The sequence below is a fragment of the Streptomyces sp. NPDC059718 genome (assembly GCF_042733315.1).
Lineage (GTDB): Bacteria > Actinomycetota > Actinomycetes > Streptomycetales > Streptomycetaceae > Actinacidiphila.
On sequence record NZ_JBHWGA010000051.1, the window covers coordinates 32099 to 52993 of the forward strand.

General features: G+C 72.2%; 17 protein-coding genes. 6 read left to right on the plus strand and 11 right to left on the minus strand.

What is annotated here, in order from left to right:
- Positions 1-264 precede the first annotated feature (264 nt).
- A complete protein-coding gene (locus ACFV3E_RS38090; protein ID WP_500539793.1) occupies positions 265-2319 on the plus strand; it encodes a SpoIIE family protein phosphatase in 2055 nt (684 codons plus the stop codon).
- A 186-nt stretch (positions 2320-2505) separates the two neighbouring features.
- Positions 2506-4956 carry a SpoIIE family protein phosphatase gene (locus ACFV3E_RS38095; RefSeq protein ID WP_500539795.1) on the plus strand — a complete coding sequence of 817 codons (2451 nt, stop codon included), beginning with the start codon at positions 2506-2508 and terminating at the stop codon, positions 4954-4956.
- Here the strand turns inward: ACFV3E_RS38095 and ACFV3E_RS38100 are convergent.
- From ACFV3E_RS38100 to ACFV3E_RS38140, 9 genes are all read right to left on the minus strand, one after another.
- A complete protein-coding gene (locus ACFV3E_RS38100; RefSeq protein ID WP_500539797.1) occupies positions 4923-5834 on the minus strand; it encodes an endonuclease/exonuclease/phosphatase family protein in 912 nt (303 codons plus the stop codon). The genes ACFV3E_RS38095 and ACFV3E_RS38100 overlap by 34 nt on opposite strands.
- Before the next feature lie 88 nt (positions 5835-5922).
- Entirely contained in the window at positions 5923-6996 is a 1074-nt protein-coding gene (locus tag ACFV3E_RS38105) for a D-alanyl-D-alanine carboxypeptidase family protein (RefSeq protein WP_500539799.1), read from the minus strand.
- 148 nt (positions 6997-7144) lie between these two features.
- Positions 7145-8407: an ATP-binding protein gene (locus ACFV3E_RS38110; protein ID WP_500539800.1), complete on the minus strand. Its 1263-nt coding sequence runs from the start codon at positions 8405-8407 to the stop codon at positions 7145-7147.
- A gap of 1 nt (position 8408) precedes the next feature.
- Positions 8409-9194, minus strand: a complete 786-nt coding sequence (gene cseB, locus ACFV3E_RS38115) for a two-component system response regulator CseB (protein WP_500539843.1) — start codon at positions 9192-9194, stop codon at positions 8409-8411.
- Between the two features lie 107 nt (positions 9195-9301).
- Complete coding sequence (locus tag ACFV3E_RS38120; RefSeq protein WP_500539802.1) at positions 9302-10630, minus strand: ABC transporter permease; 1329 nt, start codon at positions 10628-10630, stop codon at positions 9302-9304.
- Positions 10627-11349 carry an ABC transporter ATP-binding protein gene (locus tag ACFV3E_RS38125; protein ID WP_500539804.1) on the minus strand — a complete coding sequence of 241 codons (723 nt, stop codon included), beginning with the start codon at positions 11347-11349 and terminating at the stop codon, positions 10627-10629. Before ACFV3E_RS38125 ends, ACFV3E_RS38120 begins: the two co-directional genes overlap by 4 nt.
- Positions 11346-12707 carry a peptidoglycan-binding protein gene (locus ACFV3E_RS38130; protein ID WP_500539806.1) on the minus strand — a complete coding sequence of 454 codons (1362 nt, stop codon included), beginning with the start codon at positions 12705-12707 and terminating at the stop codon, positions 11346-11348. The genes ACFV3E_RS38125 and ACFV3E_RS38130 overlap by 4 nt, the downstream gene beginning before the upstream one ends.
- Before the next feature lie 14 nt (positions 12708-12721).
- On the minus strand, positions 12722-13669 hold the full coding sequence (locus tag ACFV3E_RS38135) for a hypothetical protein (RefSeq protein ID WP_500539808.1): 948 nt from the start codon (positions 13667-13669) through the stop codon (positions 12722-12724).
- Positions 13670-13796: 127 nt separating this feature from the next.
- Positions 13797-14642 (minus strand): DUF3152 domain-containing protein, encoded by an 846-nt coding sequence (locus tag ACFV3E_RS38140; protein ID WP_500539810.1) that lies wholly within the window; start codon positions 14640-14642, stop codon positions 13797-13799.
- A 184-nt stretch (positions 14643-14826) separates the two neighbouring features.
- Between ACFV3E_RS38140 and ACFV3E_RS38145 the strand changes: the two genes are divergently transcribed.
- The 3 genes from ACFV3E_RS38145 to ACFV3E_RS38155 are packed head-to-tail and all read left to right on the plus strand — an operon-like array spanning position 14827 to position 17707.
- Positions 14827-15516: an MtrA family response regulator transcription factor gene (locus ACFV3E_RS38145; protein WP_499509854.1), complete on the plus strand. Its 690-nt coding sequence runs from the start codon at positions 14827-14829 to the stop codon at positions 15514-15516.
- The gene (locus tag ACFV3E_RS38150; protein ID WP_500539811.1) at positions 15513-17120 is read left to right on the plus strand and encodes a sensor histidine kinase; all 1608 of its coding nucleotides are present in this window, start codon (positions 15513-15515) and stop codon (positions 17118-17120) included. The genes ACFV3E_RS38145 and ACFV3E_RS38150 overlap by 4 nt, the downstream gene beginning before the upstream one ends.
- A complete protein-coding gene (locus ACFV3E_RS38155) occupies positions 17117-17707 on the plus strand; it encodes a hypothetical protein (protein ID WP_500539813.1) in 591 nt (196 codons plus the stop codon). The genes ACFV3E_RS38150 and ACFV3E_RS38155 overlap by 4 nt, the downstream gene beginning before the upstream one ends.
- A 26-nt stretch (positions 17708-17733) precedes the next feature.
- Here the strand turns inward: ACFV3E_RS38155 and ACFV3E_RS38160 are convergent, their stop codons facing one another.
- Positions 17734-18486 carry an SDR family NAD(P)-dependent oxidoreductase gene (locus ACFV3E_RS38160; protein WP_500539815.1) on the minus strand — a complete coding sequence of 251 codons (753 nt, stop codon included), beginning with the start codon at positions 18484-18486 and terminating at the stop codon, positions 17734-17736.
- A gap of 52 nt (positions 18487-18538) precedes the next feature.
- A complete protein-coding gene (locus ACFV3E_RS38165) occupies positions 18539-18967 on the minus strand; it encodes a TIGR03618 family F420-dependent PPOX class oxidoreductase (RefSeq protein WP_500539817.1) in 429 nt (142 codons plus the stop codon).
- 332 nt (positions 18968-19299) lie between these two features.
- Between ACFV3E_RS38165 and ACFV3E_RS38170 the strand changes: the two genes are divergently transcribed.
- Positions 19300-20622: an epoxide hydrolase family protein gene (locus ACFV3E_RS38170; RefSeq protein ID WP_500539819.1), complete on the plus strand. Its 1323-nt coding sequence runs from the start codon at positions 19300-19302 to the stop codon at positions 20620-20622.
- Positions 20623-20895 lie beyond the last annotated feature (273 nt).

Here is a 20895-nt window from a genome sequence, read left to right on the forward strand (position 1 = left end):
AGAGGTGCCGAAGAGAGTCCGGGCGTCCGTTCATCAGGCCGGCACGGACCCGGCAGATGAGGGGCCGACCCGGCGCGGCACATGCCGGCGCTCGTCCAGCCGGACACAGTCGGGTGAGGGCCCGGGCGAGGGAGAAGCGCCTCGTGCTCGCCCCGAACACGGCCGGCCCACTCGTGGGACCACCGGAGGGAAGTGAGTGCCGTGCGGATGCCTGCTTCTTTCGCCGCCCAATGCTGGGAAGACCTGAAAGGGTCCTTCGGCCGCATGGTGCATGACACCGGAGGGTCGGTCGGGTTGCTGTACCTGTCGCTTCCGGGCGGGCAGGCACAGCAACTGGCCGTGATCACGGGTGCGTCCCGGCGGATCGCCGCCCCGTGGACCCGTGTCGCCACCGACATGCACTCGCCGGTGACGGACGCCATCCGCGAACGCCGCCTCGTCTGGCTGGCCAGTCGACAGGAGATGGCTCGCCGTTATCCCAATGTCGGGCTGGTGGTGCCCTACGACTTCATGCTGGCCGCCGTTCCCATCATCCATCACGCCAGCGCCTGGGGCGGCAGCGCCCTGCTGTGGCCACTGTGGCATTCGCCGGACCTTCAGCCGCGGGAAAGGGAGGTGATCAACGCCTTCTGCCACCACGCCGGTCAGCTGCTGCAGCAAGCCGCCGACCAAGGCGAGCCCGTGCTGCCCGATGACGACCCCGAGGTCCTGGCGCCGATGCGCACCGGTACCCCGGGATGGGCGGAGGCCCTGGCGGCAGTGGAGTTCTCCGAGCGCCTGCCCATCGGCTGCTGCGCACTGGACCTGGACGGCCGGATCACCTTCATCAACGCCGCCGCAACCGATCTCCTGGGCACCGGCGCCACGGGTTTGATGGGCACCCGGCCCTGGGAATCGCTGCCATGGCTGCACCAGCCGGCCTTCGGGGACCGTTACCGCGCCGCGGTGCTCAGCCGGCAGCCCACGACGTTCACCGCGCTGCGCCCCCCGGACCTCTGGCTGTCTTTCCAGCTCTATCCGGACGCCTGCGGGCTCAGCGTCCACATCCTCCCTGCCCAGACCGCCCCGGAGAACACCACCCGATCCGCCGGGGCGCCGTCGGCGGAATATGCCGCGTCCCCGGGGCACCACCAGCTGATGCACCTCGCGGCGACCCTCACACAGGCGGTCGGCACCCAAGACGTGGTCGACCTGGTCTGCGATCAGTTGGTGCCCGCGTTCGGCGCGCGGGGTCTGGTCCTGATGACGATCGAGGAAGGCCGCCTCTCCATCATCGGCCACCGCGGTTACACCGCCGACTTCATCGACCGGTACGACGGTGCCGCCCTCGCTTCCCTCACCCCGCCCGCGCAGGCTCTGACCAGCGGTGTGCCCAGTTTCTTCGTCAGCTTCGACGACTTCCAGCGGGCCTATCCCGAGGCCGTCCGCTACGGTTCCCGCGATGCCTGGGCGTTCCTGCCGCTGATCACGAGCGGACGCCCTGTCGGCACCCTCGTGCTGTCCTACGACCAGCCCCGCGCCTTCCCCCAAGCCGAACGGGCCGCCTTGACCGCCTTGGCCGGCCTCATCGGCCAGGCCCTGGACCGCGCCCGGCTCTACGACACCAAGCACCACCTCGCGCACAGTCTCCAGCACTGCCTGCTCCCCCGTGCGCTGCCCCGCATCCCCGGACTGGAGGTCGCCGCCCGCTACCGGCAAGCCGGCCGCGGCATGGAAGTCGGTGGCGACTTCTACGACCTCATCCGCTGCAATTCCAGGGGTGCGGCTGCCGTCATCGGCGACGTACAGGGCCACAGCGTCAGCGCCGCCGCCCTCATGGGGCAGATCCGTGCCGCCATCCACTCCCATGCCACCGCCGGTCCCCTGCCGGATGAGGTCCTGGTCTGCGCCAACCGCCTCATCGCCGACCTGGACCCAGGTCTGTTCACCAGTTGCCTGTACGTCCACCTCGACCTGGACCACCACCGCGCCCACCTGTCCACCGCAGGCCACCCGCCACCCCTGGTGCGGCACCCGGACGGCCACACCGACGTCCTGCGCCTGCCCGCCGGGCTCCTCCTGGGCATCGATCCCGACGCCGATTACGCCTCCACCGACATCCCCTTCCCCCCCGGCACACTCCTCGCCCTGTACACCGACGGACTCGTCGAGTCTCCGGGAACCGACATCGGCGATGCCATCGACGACCTCGCCGACCACCTCACACGGTCCGGGGACCAAGCCGCCGAGAGCCTCGCGGACACACTCATGCGGCACTCCGCGGAAAACACCGCCGGAACCGATGACGTGGCCCTGCTCTTGGTCCGCGCGACAGCGTGAGGGTCACGGCACCAGGCGCGAGAGCGAAAAATCCGCAGGTCATGGCGCTGCCCGCAGGGGGCTGTCACAAAACGGATGCTTTCCCGGTCAACTGTTGAAAACGGGGCAAAAAAGCTCCGCGCCCCTGTCGTACCCATCCCCCATCCATCCGAGGGCAGCCACTTGGCGACCACATTCAGCCCCGACATGTCTCTTGGCAAACAGCTGAACACGGCCGAGATATCCGACACCGCCATCGCCCTGCTCGACGAGCGGGGGACCGTGGTCGGATGGACGCAGGCCGCCCGGCAGCTCGTCGGACTCTCCGCGGGCGACATGGTGGGCCGGTCGGCCGCCCACGTGCTGCCGTCGTACGGGTCGGCGCCGTCGATGTCGGCCTTCGTCGAGCAGTGCCGCGCCCGGAACGGCTGGCCGGGCGTGACGGCGGTGCGCCACCGGGACGGCCGCGTGGTCGACACCACGCTGCGGATCTCCAGGGTGCAGGGGCATGACGGCGAGACGCAGTGGCTCGCCTCCCTGATCAATGGCGGCACCTCGTCCGCCGGCTCCATCAGCGAGTCGGTGCGGGGATCGCTGCTGACCCGCGCGCCGATCGGCGTCATCATCCGTGATCGGCAACTGCGGTGCACCGGCGTGAACGACACGATGGAGAGCCACGACGCCCTTCCCCGGGACCGGCGCCTCGGGCGCCGGTTCCCCGACATCCGGTCCGGCGCCGAGGCGCGGGCCATCGAGGCGCTGATGCGGCAGGTGCTGCGGAGCGGTACGTCCAGGGTCCACGAGTACCGCACCTGGCTCCCGACGGCTCCGGGCCGGGAGCGGCCGTTCGCGGTGTCCTGTCAGTGCCTCCTGGACGCGGACGACCAGGCACTGGGAGTGTGCGTCATCAGCGCGGACGTCGTCGAGGGCCGACGGGCTCACGAGCGCCTCGCCGTCCTCGGCGAGGCCGGTGCGCGGCTCGGGAGCACCCTGGACGTGATGCAGGCCGCCCAGGAGCTGGCCGACCTCGCCGTGCCCCTGCTCGCCGACTACGTCGCCGTGGACCTGGAGCTGTCGGTCTCGTTCGGTGAGGGCCCTCCCGTCCGTGTCGGCGCCGAGGGCAGGCGCCTGCCCGGTTTCCGGCGTGCCGGGCTCGCCTCGATCCACCCCGGGGTCCCCGAGTCCCCCTGGCTGCGCGGTGAACCGATCGGTGTGCCCCTGGTCTCGCCCCTCACCGACGTGCTGCGTACCGGCAGGTCCCGCCTGGAGCCGACGCTCGACACCGCTCCCGGCACGTGGCTCGACACCGCGCCGGAGCTGGCGCACCGGCTCCGCGGCAATGGCGTGCACTCGATCATGATCGTGCCCATCCGGGCGCGGCGCACGCTGCTGGGAACGGCGTTGTTCGTCCGCACGGAGAATCAGACGCCGTTCCAGGACGTCGACCTGCTGCTGGCCGAAGAGCTCGTCGGCCGCGCCGCCCTGTCGCTGGACAACGCACGCCAGTACGCCCGCGAGCACACCGCGGCCCTCACCCTGCAACGCACGCTGTTGCCCCGCCAGTTGAAGGGCGGAGCAGCGGTCGAGACGGCATCGCGCTACCTGCCCGCCGATGTGGACCACTGCGTCGGCGGCGACTGGTTCGACGTGATCCCCCTGTCGGGCGCCCGGGTCGCCCTCGTCGTCGGCGACGTCGTCGGGCACGGCCTGCACGCCGCAGCGACCATGGGCAGGCTCCGCACCGCCGTCCACACGCTGGCCGACATGGAGCTGCCCCCCGACGAACTGCTGACCCGCCTCGACGACACCCTCCAGCGGCTGGCGGAGGGCGACGACCACGCGACCCCGGCGGTCATGGGCGCCACCTGCCTGTACGCCGTCTACGACCCCGCCACCCGCCGCTGCACCATGGCGGGGGCCGGTCACCCTCCGCCCGTCATCGTCGACCCGCAGGGCCGGGTCACCTTCCCCGACCTGCCCACCGGGGCACCGCTGGGCATCGGGCTGGGAGACCCGTTCGAGGCCGTGGAGGTGGAGCTGCCCGAGGGGAGCCTCATCGCCCTGTACACCGACGGCCTGGTCGAGAACCGGGACCACGACATCGAGGAAGGCATGCGCCGCCTGGGCACCGCCCTCGCCCGGCCGGGCCGGTCCCTGGAGGACCTCTGTGGCCTCGCGACGGAGGCCCTCCGGGGCCAGGCCGGGTCCGACGACGTCTCCCTGCTCCTGGTCCGGACCCGCTCCCTCGCCCCGGAACAGGTCGCCTCCTTCACTCTGCCTGGTGACCGGACCGCCGCCCGCCAGGCCCGGGACATGACGGCCCGTCAACTGGCGGAGTGGGGTCTGGACGGGCTCGAGGACCCGGCGAGGCTCATCGTCAGCGAACTGGTCACCAACGCCGTCCGCCACGGCACCGGCCCGGTCGTGCTGCGTCTGATCCGGCACCAGGTCCTCACCTGCGAGGTGTCCGACGCCGACGGGTGCTTCCCGCGGCGGCGTCGCGCACGGTCCCTGGACGACCACGGCCGTGGCCTCTACCTGGTGGCCCAGTTGTCCCGCCGATGGGGCTGCAGGCCGGTGCCGGGCGGCGGCAAGGTCGTGTGGGCGGAGGTGGACCTGCCCGCCTACAGACGGACCGATGCCGCCACCGGCAGGTGATCGCTGCCCGTGGCCGGGAGGGTCCAGGCAGACCGCGGTTCCATACCGCGCACCAGGATGTGGTCGATCCGGGCCACGGGGAAGGACGCGGGCCAGGTCAGCCCGAACCCGGCACCCGACTCGGCCTGAACCGAACGTAGTCGGGACGTGACCGCGGACAGGGCCCGGTCGTCCGTGGTGCCGTTGAAATCGCCCATGAGCAGGGTGCGGGGCAGGGGTTCGGCGCGCAGGGCGCCGGCCAGAGCGCGCGCGGCGGCGTCGCGTCCGGACGTACCGAAGCCGTACACGGGGGTGAACCGGACGGACAGCAGGTGGGCGACGTAGACGGCGACGGGCCCCTTGGGGGTGCGGACGGTGGCACGCAGGGCACGCGGCCAGGGCGCGATGTCGACCGTCCGGGTGTCGGTGAGCGGGTAGCGGCTCCACAGGCCGACCGTGCCCTGCACCGAGCGGAAGGGGTACGCGGCGCCCAGCGCGGTGCCGTACGCCTGCGCGTTGTCGCCCACTTCCTCGATGGCCACCAGGTCGGCGCCGGAGGCCGCCAGGGCACGGGCGGTGCGCGCCGGGTCCGGGTTCTGCTCGTTCGCGTTGTGCGAGACGACTGTCAGGTCCCCGCCGGCCGCCCGCTTGTCGGCCAGTGCCCCGCCGAAGAGCGAGCACCAGACGACGGCGGGCAGCAGGACGGCCACGGCGGCGGTCGCGGAGCGCCGCAGCAGCGCGCACAGCAGCAGGAGCGGTACGGCCAGGCCGGTCCACGGCAGGAAGGTCTCGACGAGGCTGCCGAGGTGGCCGGGCCCGTTGGGGACGTGGGTGTGGCCGGTCATGACGAGGGCGGCCGACGCCGCGAGGGCGGCGGCGACGCGTCCTCGTCGCCACATGCCGGGGCACCTTCCCGGCCGTCGTCCGCGAGCGGGTTCGGGTTCCGGCGGGGCGCCGGGTACGCGGAGGAGAGTGGTCACGGCCGGCTCACCGGTCCCCGGACCGGGCACCGGCCGCGGAGGCGGGGTCCGTCCCGGCGACCCATCGCCGTACGCCCTCCACCAGGGTGTGGCTGGTGCCCAGGACGGCGTTCAGGCCCTCCTGCGGGCTGGTGCCGGGACGCTGGTGGAGGACGACGCCGAGGGCGAGATGGCCGCGTCCGCGGCGGTCGGGTGCGGTGGCCGCCCACATCAGGGCGCCGCCCGCGGGGGTGCTGGAGCCGGTCTTGAGCCCGATCACGCCGGACGTGCCGAGCAGGGTGTTGGTGTTGAGGATGGTGCCGGGCACTCCGGGGACGGTGGTGCCGGGCAGGGCGACGACGGCGGCGAACACCGGGTCGCGCATGACCTGCCGGGCCAGCTTCAGCTGGTCGCCGGAGGTACTGGTGGTGGTGGCCTCGATGCCGCTGGCCCCGGTGTAGGTGGTCCGGTCCATGCCGAGGTGGTCGGCGGCCCGGTTCATCTTGGCGACGAAGGCCTCCTGCGAGCCAGCGTCCCAACGGGCCAGTAGCCGGGCGACGTTGTTGCCGGAGGGGATCAGCATCAGCTCCAGCAGCTGTCGTTCGCCCAGCCGCTGCCCCTGCCTGAGCGGCACGCTGGACTCCACACCGGACACGGACTCGTCCGCGGCCTGCCGGTCGACGGTGACACGGGGGCCGGTCGCGCCCTCGCGCAACGGATGGTCGCGCAGGATCACGTACGCGGTCATCACCTTGGCGACACTGGCGATGGGCACCGGGTTCTGCGCGCCACGGTCCCCCAGGTCACCTCCGTCACCGAGCCCCTCGACCAGCACGCTCGCCTGCCCCTCGTGCGGCCAGGGCAACGGGACCGTGAGGCGGTGCTCCGGCCGCCGGCCGAGGAGACCGCCCGTCCGGGACCCGTCGCCTCCGTCACCGTCGTCGCCCGTGGCGACGACCAGCGCGCCCAGCACGATCAGGGTGACCAGGGCGGCCGCGCCTGCCACGACGGGCACGGGGATACGCCGTGCACGGAGCGGCCGGCCCGCCGTGGACCGCGGTCCACCGGTGTCACGTTCGCGGCGTTCGGGGACTGGGCGCACGGGGCACCTCCACGGGATCACGGCGTGGCTCTCACGCACACCGCCCACCGTGGGGCGCGCCGGTGTCGGCGCGGCCGTGACCGTGCCTCCGCCACCGCTCGACCGGTCATCCGTCGTGTATCAACGCCGTCCGGCCGGGCGCGGCGCCTCAGTCGGCCGCGGGCAACCGGAGGGTGGCGAGGGCGCCACCGCCGGGCGCGTCGGCGAAGGACAGCGACGCGCCGATGACGCGGGCCTGCCCGAGCGCGATGGTCAGCCCGAGGCCGTGGCCCCGTCCGCGCTCCGACGCCCCGGTGCGGAACCGCTGGGGTCCGTCCGCGAGCAGCTCGCGCGGGAATCCGGGGCCGTGGTCCCGTACGGTCACCGTGGTCCCCGCGACCGCAACCTCGACGGGCGCGCCGCCGTGCCGGTGGGCGTTGACGACGAGGTTGGCCACGATCCGGTCGACCCGGCGCGGGTCGGTCCGTGCGTACACGGTGCCGTCGCAGGTGAACCGTGTACGCAGTCCGGTGCGGGCCAGCGCGTCCTCGACGACCTCGGTGAGCGGGACGGGCCTGAGTTCGGCCCGCTCGGCGCCGGCGTCGAGCCGGGAGATCTCCAGCAGGTCCTCCACCAGGTCGCGCAACACCCCCACCCGGTCCCGGACCAGGTCGGTGGCCTCCCCTTCGGGCAGCAGCCCGCTCGCGGTGACCAGGCCCATCAGCGGGGTGCGCAGTTCGTGGGCGACGTCGGCGGTGAAGCGCTGCTCGGCCGTCAGCCGCCCGAGCAGGCTGTCGGCCATCGAGTCGACGGTGGCCGAGATCTCGGTGATCTCGTCGCCGCTGCGGGCGCCGCGGCCGTCCGTGGTCCTGGCGGCCAGGTCACCGGCCGCGATCCGGCGCGCGGTCCGTGCCACGCGCCGCAGCCTGCGGTTGGGCAGCTCGGCCGCGAGCGCCGTCAGCGGTACGACGACGGCCAGCGCGGCCAGGGAGTACTTCCACATGTGCCGGTCCAGGGCGCGCCGAGTGAGCAGGTCTGATGTCATGTCGGTGCTCATCGCCACCGGGCCGCCCCGGTACATTCCCGCCGCCCACATCTCCGGGTGGTCCCCGGGGCTGTCACCGTCGTACCAGGTGGCGTGCCCGGTGCTCGGCCCCTGCCCGTGCCGCAGCCGGTCCAGCAGTCCGGCGGGCATCGCGGCGGGCGACGTCTCCAGCCCGTCGGGCGGCACGCCGTCGCGCCGGTACTCCGCCACGGCCCGGTCCAGCTGCTCCGTGGCCTTCGCGCCGCCGTCGTTCATCGACCGCTCCAGGGTGCTGCGGTGGACCAGCACCCCCACGGTCAGCGCGATCGCGCAGCAGGCCACGGCCACGAGGAGGGCGATCCTCCAGCGCAGCGAACGCCAGTTGAGCAGGTCCCGTACGGTGTCCACCTCAGCGCCGCAACTTGTAGCCGAAGCCGCGGACGGTCTCGATCCGCTCGGCTCCGATCTTCTTCCGCAGCCGCTGGACGCAGAGGTCCACCACGCGGCTGTCGCCGTCCCAGCCGTAGTCCCACACGTTGCGCAGCAGGGTGTTCCGGTCCAGCACGACGCCGGGGTTCGCGGCGAACTCCAGGAGCAGCCGCAGTTCGGTGGGGGCGAGCGCGACGGGTGCGCCCGCCCGGAACACCTCCAGACCGGCGGTGTCGATCGTCAGGTCACCGAAGACGAGCCGGGCGGGGTCCTCCGGCCGCCCCACCGGGTCCGCCGGGGGCGGGACCGCGGCGGGGGCGGAGACGGGGGTGAAGGTCGCCCGGCGCAGCAGCGAGCGGATCCGGGCCACCAGCACCGCGGTGTCCACGGGTTTGACCACGTAGTCGTCGGCGCCCGCCTCCAGGCCGGAGACGACGTCCAGGGCGTCGCCGCGCGCGGACATCATCAGGATCGGATCCATGCTGGTCTCCCTGACCCTGCGGCACAGCCCGATCCCGTCCAGGCCCGGCAGCATCACGTCGAGCAGCAGCAGGTCGTGGCGGCCCTCCCGGAACAGTTCGAGCCCGGTCAGGCCGTCACCGGCCGACGTGACGCGGTAGCCGTAGCGCTCCAGTGCCATGGTGACCGATCTGCGGATCACCTCGTCGTCCTCGACGAGCAGGACCGCCACGGGCGCCGGGGCGGCCCCCTCTGTCACCAAAGCAGGCACTCTCTTCCCATCGGACGCAGGTACGGGGACTCCCATCATGCGCGAGGCGGATGCCCCGCCGGGTGTCCGCTGGTGCTCGGTCACGCATCAACCGTGTATCAGCGCGCGCTCACGCCACGGCCGCCCCACCACGACCACCCGTCTCAGGACCGCAGGGCGTCGACGGGTTCCATGCGGGAGGCCCGCAGGGAGGGGTAGAGGCCGGCCAGGAGTCCGACGAGGGCTCCGGCGACCGGGGCGCCGAAGGCGAGCCGGACGTCGAGGACCGGGGTCCAGTCCCGGACGGCGGAGACGGCCACCACGACGACCATGCCCAGGGCGGCGCCGACGACGCCGCCGAGGAGTCCGATGGTGGTCGACTCCAGCAGGAACTGGCCGGCGACCTGGCGTCGCGAGGCACCGAGGGCGCGGCGCAGGCCGATCTCCCCGATCCGCTCGATGACCGTCACCAGTGTCACGTTGGCGATGCCGATGGCCCCGACCACCAGCGAGACCAGTCCGAGGACCAGGAACAGGCCGTTGACGTCGCCCTGTACACCCTTGCGTGCCTTGGCCGGGTCGGGCGGTGCCGTGACGGCGAGGGCGTCCTGCGCTCCGGGGGCCAGCGCGATGGGTGCCTGGTGGGCCACCTGGTTCGCCGCGCCGAGCGCGGTGTTGATCAGTACCCGGGTGACCACTCCGAGGCCGAGCTGGTCCTGTGCGGTCGTGGGCGGCAGGATCACGGCGGCAGAGAGCTGCTGTTCCCGTTCGGCTCCGCCGAGGATCCCGATGACGGTGTAGGCCTGGCCCTTGAGGAAGACGGCCGGCGAGTCCTTGACCGAGGCGATGCCGAGCAGCCGTGCGGCCTGGTCGCCGATCACGGCCACCCGGCCGTGCCGGGCGACGTCCCCGTCGTCGAAGAAGCGTCCGGCGGTCATCGTGCCGCGCACCGCTGCGGGCAGCGTCGGGGACGCCGCGACGACCGCCATGGTCTGGCCGGTGACCTCCCCGGGTGCCACCACGTCGTTCGCCCGTACCTGGACGCTCGCGGTCGCCTGGGATTCGGCGATGGCAGCCGCCGAGTCGACCCCGGCCAGCCGCCGGACGGCGTCGACGCCCGACCAGTCCACGAGCGGGACGGGGTCGGCCGACGGCGGTGGCGCGGGCACCACCACCGTGACCGAGGTGGCGGTGAGTGCGTCGAACCGGCCGACGATCTGGTTGCCCGCCGTGGACGAGACCCCGATGGTGATGACCAGGGTGGTGATGCCGAGGACGGTGCCCAGTGTGGTCAGGGCGGAGCGCGTGGGACGGGCCAGCACCCCTGCCAGCGCCTCGGTCCACAGGTCCCGGAAGTCCATCCAGGGGTGCTCGACGCCCCTGGCCCTGCCGCGGCGCCGGGATCGTCCCCGGCGGGCGGTGTTCCGTCCGCCGGTGGGCGGCCCGGCGATCGGCGGAGCGGCCGGGGCCGGGACGCGTACCCGGGTCCTCATCGGTCCTCCTCGGTGAGGCGTCCGTCGCTGATCCGCACCCGGCGGTCGGCCCGCGCGCTGACCGTCTCCTCGTGGGTGATCACGACCAGGGTCATGCCCTGCTCGCTGAGCTGGTCGAAGAGGTCCAGCACCGACGCGGTGTTCTCACTGTCGAGGTTGCCGGTGGGTTCGTCGCAAAGCAGCAGCGCGGGCTCGCTCATCAGCGCCCGGGCGATCGCCACGCGCTGCCTCTCGCCACCGGAGAGCCGGTCCGGCCGGAAGCCGGTGCGGTGTGCCAGGCCCACCCGTCCCAGCGCCTCCTCGGCCCTGGCGCGGCGGCCGGCCCGGCCGCGCCCGGGGCGCGGCCGGCGGTAGGCCTCGGCGAGCATGACGTTCTCGTCCACCGTCCGGTAGGGCAGCAGGTGGAAGGACTGGAAGACGAAGCCGATCCGGCTGCCGCGCAGCGAGGTGCGCTGGAGGTCGCCGAGCGTGTTGGTCTCCACGCCGTCGAGCCAGTACGTGCCCGAGGTGGGGCGGTCCAGCAGCCCCAGGGTGTTGAGCAGCGTCGACTTGCCGGAACCGGACGGGCCGACGATCGACAGGTGCTCGCCGCGCCGGACGGCCAGGTTCACGTCCCGCAGGGCGTGCACCGGCGGTTCGGAGTCGAAGGTCCGGTCGACGGAGACCAGTTGGATGACGGTGTCCGCGTCGGGCACCACCGAAAGCGCCGGGCCGGTCATCGTCCGACCACCACCGGATCGCCCGCCGCGAGGTCGTCACCGGACGGGGTGACCTCCACCTGGCCGTCCGCGGACAGGCCCGCCTTCACGGGGACGTCCACGACCTTGCCGCCCCGTACGACCTGCACCCTGGCCTGTCCGCCGGCCGATGTGTGGAGCGCGGCGATGGGCACCGTCAGCACGTCGCCGTCCGAGGAGCCCACCTCGATGGTCACCATCGCGGACCCGTTGGCGTTCTTGGCCAGCTTCCCCGACGGGACGGAGATCTGCACCGGTACCGGAGCCGCCGCGTCGCCGCTGCCGCCCTCCGACGTCCCCGGCGCGTCCTTGCCGTCGCCGTCGTCCTTCGGGACCTCGTCACCGAGCGCCACCAGCCGCCCCCGCACCTTCGTGCCGTCCGGGGTCTCCACCTGGGCCGTCATCCCCTTGTGGAGCAGCTTGGCGTCGCTGCCCGGCACGACGGCCTGCACCACGACCTTGGAGCTGGTCACGGTGCCGATCGTTCCGGACGGGGTGTCGCCGGTCTTCAAGGACACCTTGTCCAGCCGGGCCGGCAGGTCCGGCAGGAAGACCACCTCGCCCGCGGGGATCTTGGTGCCGTAGCCGGCCTGGAAGGCGGAGAGCGCGGCGTTGGCCGCGTCCAGCTGCTGTTGTGCCGCCTTGAGCCGCAGCTTTCCGGATTCGCCACCGGCGCCGGAGCCGCTGCCGGGGTCCTGTGCGTCCAGAAGTGCCTGCTGCGCCGTGGTCACGGCCGCTTCCAGCGTCCCCAGCTGCTGCTTGTCCGCGAATCCGGGCTCCTCGGCGCGGAAGCCCTTGCTCTTGTACCAGCGGCTCACCGCCGCGGCGTCGGACTGCCCGTACGTCCCGGTGGTTCCGCCCGGGTCGAACCCGAGGCGGGCCAGGGCCCGTTCGAGCTGCTCGACGTCGTCGCCGGTGGCGCCGGGACCGAGCGTGCGGTACATCGGGACGGATCCCCTGAGCACCAGCACCGGCCGGCCGCTCACCTGCATGAGCACGTCGCCCTCCGCCACCTCCGATCCGGCGACCGGTGCCTTGGTGACGCGCTGGACGGCGGCATCGCCTGCCCCGGAGTCCCCGGCGCCGGAGTCCGGGGCCCCGACCGGCCCGGCCAGCGCCAGGCTCTGCGGTGAGGCGAACTCCACCGAGCCCTGGGCCACCACGCTGGCGGTCAGCGACCGCCGTTCCACCGCGACGGTCACGGGTCCTGCCTTCGGCGGGCGGTGGGCGGCGGCCGCGTCGGCCGGCGACTGCATCTGCGATCCGGCGAACCAGCCGCCCGCGCCCACCAGCCCCACCCCGGCGACGATGACGCCCAGTTGCCTGGGCCGTCTGCTCACCTTGCGGCGCTGCCTCACCCGGCACCGCCGCCGCTGGTCGGGGCCTTGAAGAACTTCGGGAAGTAGGCGGCCCGGAAGGCCTTGCCGCATTCCAGGTCCTGCATCGCCAGGTCGATGTCCTTGGTGAGCAGGGGCATGGCCTCGTCCTTGCTCATGGGCTTCGTGGAGGTGCCGTCGGCGTTGGCCTCGGCGACACCGGCCATGGCGCCGGGGGCGGCGGAGGTCATCGCCTGCAACTTCACCATCTCGCCGATGCCGGTCGGCTGCGTCGTCGTGACGGGAATGCCGTGGTCCTTCAGGCACGAGGCGTAGGACTGCGCCAGGGTGACCAGCCGGGAATCGCCGTTGAGCGCCTGCGCGTTCGCCTGGTTCCGCTGCGCGGTCGTGACGCTCCGCTCCTGGGCCGAGGCGTTGCCGTAGACCTGCCTGTTGGCCTCCCCGTCGCATCCGGTCCACTGCTTCTCACCGGTCTTCGGGTCCGGGGGGCCTCCCATGGCCTTGTCCCAGGCGGCCTTCTGCGCGGACGTGAGGGTGGCGACGTAGTCCGCGTTGGGCGAGAGGTTCGCGTCGTCCCGGGCGGCCTCGCTGCCCGGCGCCTGGGGGTCGTCGGGGTAGACGACGCCCGCGTAGACGCCGAAGCCGTACTTCTGCCGGTACTTCTTCGTCAGCCCGTAGTCCGCCCCGTCGGTGGCCCAGGAGGCCGCGGGGTCCTCGGGGGCGACGGGAGTGTAGGGGAAGCCCTTCTTCTTCATGCAGGCCGCGATGGCGTTCTGCAGGCGGTACTGCTCCTTGAGCTCCGCGCCGGCGTCCGCGGGGACGTCGAGCTGTCCCCGTGCTCCGGCCGGGTCCTTGCCGCCGTCCGCCGGGTGCGATGCCGCCTGCGCGCCGCAGGCCGCCAGCAGCGGCAGGAGGCTCACCGCCGCGGCCAGTCTCCGGACAGTGCGGGATCCAGACATGCTCATCCATCCGATCGAGGGAGAAGGGAGGTTGCCGCCCCTGAGGCGGGGCGTCACCGGGTTCGTGCGTCCAAGGCTGGCGTCCGCAGGTGATGGCCCCTGGCCCGGATCATGACCGAGCTGTAACGCCGGTTCACTGCACGTGCGGGCCGGTGACGAAGTGACCGTTCCTGTCGTAGGGCCAGGCGTTGGCGACGCATCCGTGCAGGCCCTTGATCTGCTGCATCATCACCGGGGCCAGTTGTCCGGGGCCCGCGCAGGTGGTGTGCGTGTAGTTCAGGAAGTGCCCCATCTCGTGGTTGATGATCAGCGCCCGGTAGTCGTGGATGGGGCCGTTGAACGTCGGCGAGCCCTCGACCCAGCGCTTGAGGTTCACCACGACCCCGCCGGGGACCTCGCAGTTGTACTCGCCCTGGGTGTCCTGCTTGATGCCCGTCCAGCACAAGGCGTCCGCCGTGCCCGGAGTCGCGATCCGCACCGTGAGGTCGTGGGGTTGTCCCGCGCTCACGAGCTGGAACGCGTAGGCGGGGTTGTGGGTCCAGCCCCGGGGGGCGGCGAGGATGTCGGCGATCTCGTTGGCCGCCTGGTCCGGCGAGATGTCGAGGCCGGTCTCGACCTTCACCACGTAGCGGAGCGGACGGGGACCGCGACCGACCTTCTCGCCGCCGGCCTGCGCGGTGACGAAGGTGCCGCTGCCCGTCGCGGGGACGTCGATCTCGGTGGGGGTCGGCGTCGGCGTCGGGGTGGGGGTCGGAGTGGGGGTGGGCGTCGGAGTGGGCGTGGGGGTGACGTGCACCACGCTCCGCGGGCGCGGGGCGCCGCTCGACGCGTCACTTCGCCCGTCGTCCAGGAAGAACGCGACGGAGCCGAGCAGCCCTGCGACCACCAGCGTGGCGACCAGATAGCCCCGGCCCCGGCGGCGCGGACGGCGCCTGCGACGGGAGGACCGGTGGCGTCCGGCACGGTGCGATGAATGCATGGCAGCTCAAACTGGTCATTTCAGATGATCGCCATGAGCCCGCACCATCACGAAACGATAACGAGCGACCTTCCGGTGACCCACCGGCCGGCCTCGCACCCCACGTATGACCCTTCTGTAACAGCTCCCGGGAGGGCCCCTTCCCCGGCCCGGTCACCGATCGCGATCTGCTTACACTGTCGGCGTGCCACGAGTCCTTATTGTCGAAGACGACCCGGATGTCCGGAAGGCCGTCCAGCTGGGGCTGCGCCACCAGGGACACGAGGTCTTCGCCGCCGGAACGGGTGAAGAGGGATTGGAACAGCTCCGCCCCTTCCACCCGGACGTCGTCGTGCTCGACCTCATGCTGCCGGGGATGTCCGGTCTCGACGTGTGCCGCCGAATACGCGACCGCGACCAGGTGCCGATCATCATGGTCACCGCCAAGGGCGACGACATCGACGTGGTCGTGGGGCTCGAGGCCGGCGCGGACGACTACGTCGTCAAGCCCGTGCAGGCCCGGGTGCTCGACGCGCGCATACGGGCCGTGCTGCGCCGGCAGGACGCGTCGGTCTCCGACGCCGTCCGCCCCAGGGCGGAGTCCCACGGCGAGCTGGCCATCGACCGGGCCGGACTCGTGGTGACGCACCGAGGTGAACCCGTCGCGCTCGCCCCCTCCGAACTCCGGCTGCTGCTGACCCTGTCGGCCTCGCCCGGACAGGTCTTCAGCCGCCAGCAACTGCTGGAAGCGGTCTGGGAGCACAGCTACTACGGCGACATACGGCTCGTGGACGCCTGCGTGAAACGACTGCGCGGCAAGCTCGGCGAGCTCGGCGGCGCTCCCCGGTACATCCAGACCGTACGCGGCTTCGGTTACCGCTTCGGTACCGCGTGAGCCGCCGGGGATCCGCACGGCCGCGCAAGGCCGTGCGGCAGCGCGAGGCCGCGGCGACCGGTCAGGGCCCCGGGTGGACGCGCTTCCACCGCGCGGCGCTGGCGAAGCTCCCGCTCCCGCTGCGGGGCCTGCGTTCCCGGCTCGTCGTGGCCTTCGTCCTGGTGACCATGGCCGGAGCGCTGAGCACCGGAGCCGTCACCTTCCGGGAGGCCCGCACCGGCGTGCTGCAGCAGAGCCAGGACGCCGTCATCCAGCAGTTCCGGGCCAGCGTCGACGCCGTGGCCCAATACACCCCCGCGCATCCGGACCAGTCGGACCTGCAGACGGCGGTGAACCAGGTGCTCCGCGCCAACCAGTCCCAGGGCTGGCGGGTCATGGCCACGTACGGCGACCTCCGCGCCTGGGCGGTGGGCGCCCAGTTCGACATGCTCAGCCCGGAACTGCGCCGGAGCGTGGCGACCAAACGCGCCGCGGTGTTCCAGCGGGTGACCGTCGACGGGACTCCCTGGCTCGTCGTCGGGCTGCCGGTCACCTCCACCAACGGCGAGGACAAGGAGCCCGAGCTGTCGGGGCTCGTGATGTACCTGACGGTGCCGCAGGAGACCGAGCAGGCCTACGTCAAGGCGATGGTGAGCGCCATCGAGCACGCCACCCTGGTCGCGCTGGGCCTCGCCGTCGTCCTGGCGCTGCTGGCAGCGCGAGGGGTCCTCCGTCCCGTACGGGCGTTGCGCGGGGCGACGCGCCGGATGGCCGAAGGCCACCTCGACGTCCGACTGGCCGTCAACGGTTCCGACGAACTGGCCGACCTCTCACAGTCCTTCAACCACACGGCGGCCGAACTGGAGCGTTCGGTCACGGAGTTGCGTCGCCTGGAGGCGCAGGCGCGCCGCTTCGTCGCGGACGTCTCCCATGAACTGCGGACGCCGCTGGCGGCGATGACGGCGGTCACCGACGTGCTGGACGAGAACGCCCTGCGGCTGGACCTGGAGACCGGCGAGGCACTGCGGCTGATCAGCGAGGGGACCAGCCGGCTGAGCGGGCTGGTGAACGACCTGATGGAGATCTCCCGCTTCGACGCGGGCGCGGCCGAACTCAACGTCGACGAGATCGATCTGGCCGACTTCGCGCACCACTCCCTCTCCGCCCGGGGCTGGCAGGGCCAGGTGGAGACCCACCTGCCACCGCCCGGCGTGCTCCGGACCCGCGTGGATCCGCGCCGGCTCGACGTGGTGCTGGCCAACCTGGTCGGCAACGCGCTGCGGCACGGGGCGCCGCCGGTGCGGCTGACCATGAGCGTGCGCGAGGAGGGGGCGGACGTGGCGTGGGCCGTCATCGAGGTGACCGACAACGGGAAGGGCATCGCCGAGGAAGCCATGCCGCACATCTTCGAACGCTTCTACAAGGCGAACAGCACACGGACCAGGAGCGAGAGCAGCGGTCTGGGCCTCGCCATCACGGCGGAGAACGTGCACCTGCACGGAGGGCGGATCACCGCGGCCAACCTGCCCTGGGGCGGTACGGCGTTCACCGTCGAACTCCCCCTGCACCGCGAGTCGGCGGCCGACGGCGACGACACCGACGACGTGATCGAAGGTGCCCGGTGAAGGGCGCGCGCGTCGCGGCGCTGACGACCGGGCTCGCCGCCGGGCTCACGCTGGCGGGCTGCGGAGTCCCCCCGTCCGACGTCATCGAGGCCGGCGCACCGGCGAGCGGCATCTTCTCCGCAGCCCCCGAGCCCGCGGCGCCGGCCCTCGTCTCCTTGTATTTCCTGCTCAACGGCGAACCGGCGCCCGTCGGCCGGAAGCTCGCCGACCCCTCCGACGTGGGGGCCGCCGTGCGCTCGCTGTTCGCCGGACCGGCCGGGAGCGAGGCCGACAAGGTCACCACGCAGCTGCCGCACCTCGCGGTCGCACCGGAGGTGACGGTCGGCAAGACCGGCCTCGTCTCCGTCCGGCTCCCCGAGGGCATCACTCCCCTCAGCCACCCGGCCATGCTGCAGCTGGCGTGCACCGTGTCCCACGTGGGTGGTGCCTCCGCCACGCTGCCCTCGGTCTCGGGCGGTGGCGGCGCCCCCACGTCCCCTTCCGTCTCCGTGCCGGGCTCCCCGGCGTACAAGGGCGTCGAGGCGCGCGGGGACGGATGGACGATGACGCAGTCGGCCGGCGCCTGCCCCGACGCCGACCGCTCGTAGGCAGGGCCTGCGCTCCCCGGCCCTGGTCAGACCTGGACGGTGCCGCCGTCGACGAACAGTTCCGTGCCCGTGACGAAGCGGCTCTGGTCGGACGCGAGGAAGAGGACCACGTCGGCGACGTCGTCCGGGACGCCGATGCGGCCGAGCGGGATCCGGGAGACCAGGAGCTCCTTCATGCGTCGCCCCTCCTCCGTGCCCGCCCCGAGCGCCTGATCGAGCTGGGGCGTGTCGATCGTGCCCGGGCTGATGGCGTTGACGCGGACGGCCCGGTCCTTGAGCTCGTTGGCCCAGGTGCGCGCGAAGGACCGGATCGCCGCCTTCGTGGCCGAGTAGACGCCGAAGCCCTCGGGTCCCTCGACCGTCCAGATCGAGGCCGTGAGGATGACGGACGCACCGTCGTTCAGCAGCGGCAGGACCTTCTGCACGGTGAAGACCGTGCCCTTCACGTTCACACCGAGGAGGAGGTCGAGGTGCTCCTCCGTGACCTCCGCGAGCGGAGCCCGCTCCCCCACCCCGGCGTTCGCGTGCAGCACGTCGACCCGGCGGCCGTCCGCGGCGATGCGCTCGCAGAGCCGGTCCAGGTCGGCGGGGACGGCGACGTCGCCACGGACGCCGGTCGCCGCGGGCCCGATGAGCGCCACGGCGGCGTCTAGCTCCATCTGCCGCCGGCCCATGACGTAGACGTGGGCCCCCTCCTCGGCGAAACGACGGGCACCGGCGAGACCGATCCCCGTCGAACCGCCGGTCACCACGGCCGTCTTCCCCTCGAGTTGTCCCATCAGGTCCTCCTCAGCCGGCTCGAGGTGTCACCGCGCTCCTGGCGGCACGCGTTCAGACGCCGTAGATCCGTTCGGGCCGCACCAGCACGGCCGCCCGGCGTTCGGCCGCCATGACCTCGTCGTACGCGTCCCAGTCGTCATGGGTGCCGCCCGCAGCGGTGAAGATCTCCCGCAGCAGCAGGCGCCTGCCGTCCTCGTCGACCGCCGGATGCGGGTCGTCGGGACCGATGATCTCGGCGTCGCCTTCCACCGTCAGCCAGTGCCATCCGGAGCGCACGCACGCGGCGAGCCGGGGACGCCCCCTGAGGTTGCCGAGCTTGACCTTGCCGTAGGTCACGAACGCCACCACGTCCAGGCCGGACACCGGATGCCTCATGACCCCGATGTTGACCACGGAGGACTGGATGCTCTGGTCGGCGCGCAGCGTCGACACCACACCGAGGCCCTGCTCGGCGCGGGCCAGCTCCGCGAAGTCGTTCAACGTCGCCACTGTCGTCCCCTGCCTGTTCCGGTGCGCTCGGGGGAAGGTTCCGGCGCACGCCGGAACAACGATGACACGCGATCGCGACGCGGACCTGCCGACGTACGTCGGCGCCGCCCCGGGCCGGGCCTGATCCTGAGTTGCGGAGCCATAGGGCGCCACATAGCGTCTCGTTTCATTGCAATACCCTCATATCGGATATCGGCTCGGCTCCGCCGCCCCGCACCCTGTGGTCAACGCGCATTCCGTGCGGCATTTCCCGCCGTCTCCGACGAGGTACGTCTACGCCCACGACGCTTCCCTCAAGGGAAACGGACGACCGGAGATCCGCCATGCCCGACATTGCCCGCCTGCTTTCACGGCGAAAGCTCCTGCTCACCTCCGCCGGTGCGATGACCGCGGCGACCACGGGGGCCGTCGGCATGGCCTCGCGGACGCCGGACGCGGTGCGGGAGCGGGCGCCGGAGGGCACGGGCATCCGGCCCTTCCACGTCGACATCCCGGAGGCGGATCTAGCCGAGCTCCGCCGACGCGTCAACGGGACCCGGTGGCCCGACCGCGAGACCGTCCCCGACCAGTCGCAGGGCGTCCAGCTGGCGACGATGCGCGACCTCACGCGCTACTGGGGAAGCGACTACGACTGGCGGAAGATCGAGGCGAAGCTCAATTCCCTGCCGCAGTTCAAGACCAGGATCGACGGGCTCGACATCCACTTCATCCACGTCCGGTCCCGTCACCAGGACGCGCTCCCGATGATCCTGACCCACGGCTGGCCGGGCTCGGTCCTGGAGTTCCTCAAGGTCATCGACCCCCTGACCAACCCCACCGCCCACGGCGGCCGCGCGCAGGACGCGTTCCACGTCGTCATCCCCTCGATGCCCGGGTACGGCTTCTCCGAGCGGCCCACGACCACCGGCTGGAACCCCGGTCGCATCGCCCGCGCCTGGGCCGTGCTGATGCAGCGGCTGGGGTACACGCGCTACGTCTCCCAGGGCGGTGACTGGGGCGCGGTGGTGTCGGACAAGATGGCGGCGCAGAAGCCTCCCGGGCTGATCGGCATCCACGTCAACATGCCGGCCACCGTGCCGCCGGACATCGCGAAGAAGCTCGCCTGCGGCGACCCGGCCCCGTCCGGCCTGTCCGCCGACGAGAAGGCCGCCTACGACAAGCTCAACGCCTTCTACAAGACCGGCTCGGGCTACTCCGCGATGATGGTCACCCGCCCGCAGACCGAGGGGTACGGCCTGACGGACTCCCCCGCCGGGCTGGCCGCCTGGATGTACGACAAGATCGCCGCCTGGACCGACAGCGACGGCGACCCGCAGCGGGTGCTCACCAAGGACGAGATCCTCAACGACATCAGCCTCTACTGGCTCACCAACACCGCGGTCTCCTCCTCCCGCCTCTACTGGGAGAACAACGCCAACAACTTCAACGCCGTGTCGATCTCGATCCCCGCCGCCATCACCGTGTTCCCCGGAGAGATCTACCAGGCACCGCTCAGCTGGGCGGAAGACGCCTACCACGACCTCATCTACTACAACAAGGCTCCGCGGGGCGGCCACTTCGCGGCCTGGGAGGTCCCGGACATCTTCACCAGGGAACTCCGCGCCGCGTTCTCGGCACTGCGCAACCCCGGAACGCCGGGCAAGTAGCCGTCACGGCCTCGCGGTGGCTCATCACCGCGAGGCCGCATCCCCATGTCCCGAGCAAGGGGGTCCCCACCCGCAGTGCTTGCTCGGTCAAATAATTAGAACAGCAAGGCACAAATACGTTCAAGTAGCTTGACCCGCCATCAACTCGTGCGGCTCACGCCGGAGGCTCGGCCTCCAGGAACGCGCGCGGTTCCACGGCGAGGCCGCGCATGCCCTCTCCAGGGGCGCGCGACAGCCCGCACCAGCGAGCCGTCGTAGCCGGTGGGCAGGGGT